The sequence below is a fragment of the Megasphaera sp. AF13-6AC genome (genome assembly GCF_027685385.1).
In the GTDB taxonomy this organism is placed as follows: domain Bacteria; phylum Bacillota; class Negativicutes; order Veillonellales; family Megasphaeraceae; genus Megasphaera; species Megasphaera micronuciformis.
Genome location: NZ_JAQCUN010000237.1, coordinates 1 through 1,152, shown reverse-complemented (window position 1 = coordinate 1,152; position 1,152 = coordinate 1). Strand labels below are relative to the sequence as shown.

Below are 1,152 nucleotides of genomic sequence, written 5' to 3'. Positions count from 1 at the left end.
GGTGCGAAAACGGAGTTTTTCCGACTTTATCGATCCTTTGTTTTATGCCTTGCCAATACCGGCAGGTATGAGCGCTCTCTTCTTCTTTCCCGTAGTAAAGCTCGACGGGGTTCAAGCACAGGAAACCTTTGCACTCGGTTTAATCGGACTTTTCTTTTTTATTAATACGGTTGTGTACTTTACTTTTATTATCGGCACCTTTGCTTTTTATTTTTATCCTAAGAAAGAAACGTATCCGACCTTATCCCTTAGAGTGTTGGGGTTAGTACGAGTCATTTTTGCAGTTTGTCTGTTTTTCTTTGTACAGGAATTTGTAAATGGGGCTACCGGTTTATATGCCTTTGAACTTACCCATTTGACGATGCGTAATAATGTTTTGGTTTTTATTCTTCCTGTACTTACGTATGCACTTTTTATTGTTATTTCCATAGCCTGTACGACAGGAATATTCGATTTGTTCATCCCGTTTATACGAATAAAACTGCGTAAAAAAAAGCGTTGCCTCTAAGGGCAACGCTTTTTAGTGTTCACTTCGCTTCCTGATTTATGATAAAATTTGTCTTTAAAATATTGAAACGGATCATATACGTAAGCCAGCCGATGAAGAGAACGAAAGCCCCGCCCAGGAAGGTGGCAAACGTAATAGTAGTGAGTGCGTAGAGACAATAAATTAAGGAGACTCCGGCAAGAAAGGACGACATATTTTTATTGCATTCCGTATTGGTAATTCCTTCGGCTTTCAAAAGCGGTTTTAAGGATAACGCACAGAAGATATACGGAATGACATTCGTCACTACCGCCCAATTGGCGAGCCGTGCGAACTGAGCCGATAAGGAAGGGCTGATGGTCATAAGAGACAGGAGTGTTTGCATAACCAGGATCAAAAACATGCCGTGCAAGGGTACATCTGCTTGAGTAACCTTGGCAAATACCTTGGGGAAGAGCCCTCTTTCAGCACTGGTCTTAAAAACGCGGGCTAAGGTGAATTGCCAGGACAAAAGCGAACCTGCGCAAGCGAAGGCCATAAGCCCCATGACAATACGTCCTGTCGTGGACCCGAACATTCTGGCAAAGGCCATGCCGAAGGGGGCGTCGGAGGTCAACAATTCGGCGTTGGGAACAATGCCGGCAATGACATTGGTTGAAGCAATG

Annotated in this window: 2 protein-coding genes; one reads left to right on the top strand and one right to left on the bottom strand. The window is 43.5% G+C overall.

Going from position 1 to position 1,152, the window contains the following annotated elements:
- The coding region (locus PGX78_RS08480) for a hypothetical protein (protein ID WP_270446514.1) at positions 1 to 508 on the top strand (508 nt) is incomplete at its 5' end.
- Positions 509 to 527: 19 nt separating this feature from the next.
- On the opposite strand, the gene PGX78_RS08475 is transcribed toward PGX78_RS08480, so the two are convergent.
- Positions 528 to 1,152 (bottom strand): amino acid permease (locus tag PGX78_RS08475; RefSeq protein ID WP_270446512.1); only part of this gene is annotated, 625 nt, incomplete at its 5' end.